Source organism: Streptomyces sp. NPDC056486 (assembly GCF_042795295.1).
Lineage (GTDB): Bacteria > Actinomycetota > Actinomycetes > Streptomycetales > Streptomycetaceae > Streptomyces.
The window spans coordinates 1-4,220 of the sequence record NZ_JBHTSF010000301.1 but is presented as its reverse complement, the minus strand read 5'-3'; the positions used below and the strand labels follow the sequence as shown (position 1 = coordinate 4,220).

General features: G+C 68.3%; 4 protein-coding genes. 2 read left to right on the top strand and 2 right to left on the bottom strand.

All coding sequences use genetic code 11. The features are described from left to right. Nucleotides 1-58 precede the first annotated feature (58 nt). Nucleotides 59-571 (bottom strand): carboxymuconolactone decarboxylase family protein, encoded by a 513-nt coding sequence (locus ACFQ7F_RS45460; protein WP_383285551.1) that lies wholly within the window; start codon nucleotides 569-571, stop codon nucleotides 59-61. Between the two features lie 78 nt (nucleotides 572-649). Beyond that, a complete protein-coding gene (locus ACFQ7F_RS45455) occupies nucleotides 650-2,695 on the bottom strand; it encodes a SpoIIE family protein phosphatase (RefSeq protein ID WP_383285549.1) in 2,046 nt (681 codons plus the stop codon). A 210-nt stretch (nucleotides 2,696-2,905) separates the two neighbouring features. On the opposite strand from ACFQ7F_RS45455, the gene ACFQ7F_RS45450 reads away from it, so the two are divergent. Next, nucleotides 2,906-3,640: a hypothetical protein gene (locus ACFQ7F_RS45450; protein WP_383285546.1), complete on the top strand. Its 735-nt coding sequence runs from the start codon at nucleotides 2,906-2,908 to the stop codon at nucleotides 3,638-3,640. A 118-nt stretch (nucleotides 3,641-3,758) separates the two neighbouring features. Further along, nucleotides 3,759-4,181 carry an SRPBCC family protein gene (locus ACFQ7F_RS45445; protein ID WP_383285543.1) on the top strand — a complete coding sequence of 141 codons (423 nt, stop codon included), beginning with the start codon at nucleotides 3,759-3,761 and terminating at the stop codon, nucleotides 4,179-4,181. The last annotated feature ends 39 nt before the right edge of the window (nucleotides 4,182-4,220 follow it).

Genomic DNA, 4,220 nt, shown 5'->3' with positions numbered 1-4,220 from the left:
CTGCCTGAGAAGGCAGCGGCCGACGGCGTTCTACGCGGCGACGCTCGTCCCTGCGGTCTCAGTTCCAGGGATCGGTGAACGACCGGCCCGGCACCGGCTTGGCGATGAGCGCCACGGCGATGAAGAAGTTGACCTGGCCGATCGCGAACATCAGGGTGGCGAGCGCCTGGGCCTCGTAGTGCTCCGCCGCCTGGGCGTACAGCTCGTCGGAGACCCTCTCACCCTCACCGTGCGCGGCCGGCTGGAGGACGGCTTCCACCAGTGCGAGCGCGGCGCGTTCGGCACCGGTGAAGTACGGAGAGTCCTGCCAGGAGGCCACTGACGTGATGCGTTCCTGCGACTCCCCGGCCTTGCGCAAGAAGCCCGTGTGCAGAACGGTCAGGTAAGTGCTGCCGACGATCTGACCCGCCCGCAGCTGGACCAGGCTGATCGTGGAGCGGGGCACCGAACCGTTGCCGGTGACCTTGAACAGCGCCGCCGACACCGCTGCCAGCTCGGGGACGAGCGCTGCGGGGTCCTCGGTCATCCGCGGAACCATCGGGACCTGCGCCGTGATCGAACGTGTTTCCATCGCTGTCTCCTCAGGGCTTTCGTGTGGCTTTCACTGCCCTGACGGATCGCGACGGAGAAACGTGACGGATGGAGTCGGTCAGGCTTCCGGCACAGTGAAGTCGCACCAGACGGCCTTGCCCTCGCCGCGTGGCTCGACTCCCCAGCGCGAGGCGACCGCCTCCACCAGGAGCAGTCCACGGCCGGATGTGGCGGTCTCGACCGGAGACCTCTTGCGGGGGCGGGTGCTTGAGCGGTCCTTGACCCAGAGGCGGACACGGCGAGGCGGCCCCGTGAGGACTTCGAGCGTGAGGATGGCACCTCCGTCGGTGTGCACCAGGGCGTTGACGAGGAGTTCGCCCGCCGCCACTTCGACATCGTCGGCGACGGCCCCAAGACCCCACGACGCAAGGTGTTCCCGCAGCGCCGCACGGGCGTCGGCGAGTCCTTCGGGGTCGGCCTGGTGGACGTACCGATGGATGCGCGGCTCCTGGAGCGTGCCGGGGTCAGGGAGCCGCCGCAGGACCAGGAGCGCCACGTCGTCGCTGCTGCCCCACCTCTCCCACAGCGCGCGGGAGAGGTGATCCGCCAGGTCTTCGGCCGTCTCGGGTCCTGCGGCCAGCACTTCGGCGAGGTTCTGGATCCCCGTGTCGAGATCGAGACCGGCGTCCTCCACGAGTCCGTCCGTGCAAAGGACCAGGGTCTCGCCCGGTACGAGATCGAGCCGCACCTCGGGGTAGTCCTCCATGCCGAAGTCGGTGGCAAGGCCCAGCGGAAGCCCGCCGCGGACCCGTGGCACACCCACCCGGCCGTCCACATGCCGCACGAGGGGCGGCAGATGTCCGGCCCGCACGGCGCGCACGATGCCGGTGGCGGGGTCGAACTGGGCGTAGGTGCAGGTGGCGAACCGCTCGGTGTCCAGCTCGGCCAGGAAGCGTGAGGTGCGTGAGAGCACCGTCGCCGGCGGGTGCCCCTCGCCGGCGAAGGCCCGCAGGGCGATGCGCAGCTGCCCCATGATGGCCGCGGCGTGGGTGTCGTGTCCCTGTACGTCACCCACCACCACGCCGATGCGCCCGCGGGGCAGGGTGATGACGTCGTAGAAATCGCCTCCGACGTCACGGCCGCCCCAGGCGGCGTGGTAGCGCACGGCGACCTCGGCGTCCGGGACGTCGGGGATCCCGCGCGGCAACATCGTGGCCTGCAGGCTCTTGGCGAGGTCCCGTTCCTCGTCGAAGAGCATGGCGCGCTGAAGCGACTGGGCGACGATGCCGGAAAGACCGATGCAGAGGTTGCGGTCCGCGTCGGTGAAGTCCTTGCGGCCACGGTAGAAGAGTGCGAGGCCGCCGATAGCGCGGTTCTGCGCGACCAGAGGCAGGAACGCCGCCGAATCGAGCTCCATGTGCGCGATGTAGGGGCCGAGGCGGGGGAAGCGCTGCCCGAGATCGGGCAACGCACCCACGAATCGGGGCTGCCGGGTCAGGACGGCTTCGACCAGCGGCAGCGATTCGTCGGCCCGGTACAGCTTGAGTTCGTCGAGGGCCTGCATCGTCTGGCCCACCAGGGCGATCAGCTTCAGGTCGTCCCCCTCGACCAGGCCCAGGACGAGGCCATCGGCGGCGAACCGGTCGAGGCCGCTCGCGCCGGACAGGACAGCCACCACGTCGTCGACCGTGACGGCCCGGGAGAGGGCTTCCGTGGTGCCTTGCACCATCAGGGCGATGCCCTGACGGCGCTCCTCTCTGGGATCAGTGGCGGCGAGTTCTGTCCCGTCGTTCTCTGCGGTCCGGATGAATCCGACGGCTCGCTCGGCCCGGCCGTCGTCGTCGCGCAGGATGCGTCCACGGACGTGGCTGAGATGCAGCGAACCGTCGCGGTGGCGGACACGGAAGTAGAGACCGTAGAGGTCAACGCCCGTGGCGACCGCCTCGTTGACGGCGTAACTGATGCGCACGACCTCCTCCGGGGGCAGACGCCCCTGCAGTGAGGTCACCGAGCCGTGGAACGCGTCGGGGAGCAGGTCCAGCACCACGAGGGCATTGGCGTCGAGACTGAGTTCACCGCTGTCCAGGTCCCAGTCGAAGCTGCCCATGCCGGTCAGGAGCAGGCACTGTTCCAGGTCGATGTGTGACTTCTTGGCTGACGTCATGGCTGTCTCCGTATGCCGCTCGGTCACCATAAGCGCCAGGCGCCCCGGGCGCGCGGCCGTGAACCGGCGCGGAAAGTGGAAATCGACCTTCCGGTGATCTATCGGGGCGAGGGGGTAACCGGGTGTTCCGCGGCCCCGACGGCCGCGGAGCGAGCGGAGGGCGCAGACGCGCCCCAGGAAGGAGCAGACATGGTGAGGGGTAGCCGAACCATGGCGGCCGCGGCAGCCGGAGCGGCGTTAGTGGCCCTGGCCGGGTGCGGTGGCGACGGCGCGGACGACAACAAGGACAAGCCGTTCGCGGGCAAGAGCGCCGATCAGATAGCCGCTGACGCGGTCGAGGCCACCCAACAGGCCGACTCGATGCACATGAAGGGGACCATGCGGCAGTCGGCGGGTTCCTCGGTGACCATCGACCTGTCGGTGGACCAGCGCAAGAACTGTGACGGCACCATCCAGTCCGAGGGTGCGTCCGCGGACGTGCGGCACACAAAGGGGACGTTCTATCTGCGGGGCGACGAGAAGTACTGGGAGAACGCCCTCAAGGGCCAGTCCGGCGGCGCCAAGATCGTGCCGAAGGTTGCGGACAAGTGGGTGAAGGCACCCGCGGACGACGCGACGACGAAGAACGTGTGCGACAAGCAGGCGCTCATGGCGTCCATGGACAAGGACAAGTCGGAGCGCAAGGGCATGAAGAAGGGCTCGACGACGACCGTCGACGGCACCGAGGCGATCCGGCTGACGAAGAAGAACTCCGGCGGCGAGACCATCACGCTGTTCGTGGCCACGAAGGGCAAGCCGTACATCCTGCGTACCACGTCGACCGGCGGCAAGGACCCCAACACCGCCACCTTCAGCGACTACGGCAAGTCGGTCAGCCCTCAGGAGCCCGCACCCGGCGAGACCGTGGACCTCAAGGAGCTTGCCGCATCCGGCGAGAAGACCTGACACCCACGCAGTGGCGTGACGTCTTTGCATGGCCCGGCCACGACGGGGTACCGGAGGGCCATGTTCCACCGGCCCGGAGACTCCGTGGCCACTCCCCCGAACAGAAAGAGAGGTGCGTATGTCCGCGTCCCTGCTCGAGTCCGTCGATATCCAGGCACCGGTTTCCGTCGCCTGGGAGCTGTGGAGCGACGTGACACGCTGGCCCTCCTTCCTCAGCCACGTACGCCTGGTCGAGCCGATGGACGGGCGTCGCTTCGCGTGGCAGCTGGAACTGCCCGGTGCGGAGAAGAACTTCGTCGCCGAGCTCACCGAAGTGGTGCCCGAGAACCGGATCGCCTGGCACACCATCGAGGGGGTGGACCACGCGGGCGTGGTGACCTTTCACCGCCTCAGCGACACCACGAGCCGGGTGACACTCCAGATCGAGTACGACCCCAAGGGCTTCGTGGAACACCTGGGCGCCCTCACCAATCTCGACTCCACCCTGGCCAACTACGACCTGGGTGAGTTCCAGAAACTCGCCGAGAAGGCAGCACGGTAGATCCCTGAACCCTGAAGACGGGCCCACGACGAGAGATAC

Coding starts and splice junctions, on each gene's coding strand:
- ACFQ7F_RS45460 (WP_383285551.1), bottom strand. CDS start 571: ATGGAAACACGTTCGATCACGGCGCAGGTCCCGATGGTTCCGCGGATG.
- ACFQ7F_RS45455 (WP_383285549.1), bottom strand. CDS start 2,695: ATGACGTCAGCCAAGAAGTCACACATCGACCTGGAACAGTGCCTGCTC.
- ACFQ7F_RS45450 (WP_383285546.1), top strand. CDS start 2,906: ATGGCGGCCGCGGCAGCCGGAGCGGCGTTAGTGGCCCTGGCCGGGTGC.
- ACFQ7F_RS45445 (WP_383285543.1), top strand. CDS start 3,759: ATGTCCGCGTCCCTGCTCGAGTCCGTCGATATCCAGGCACCGGTTTCC.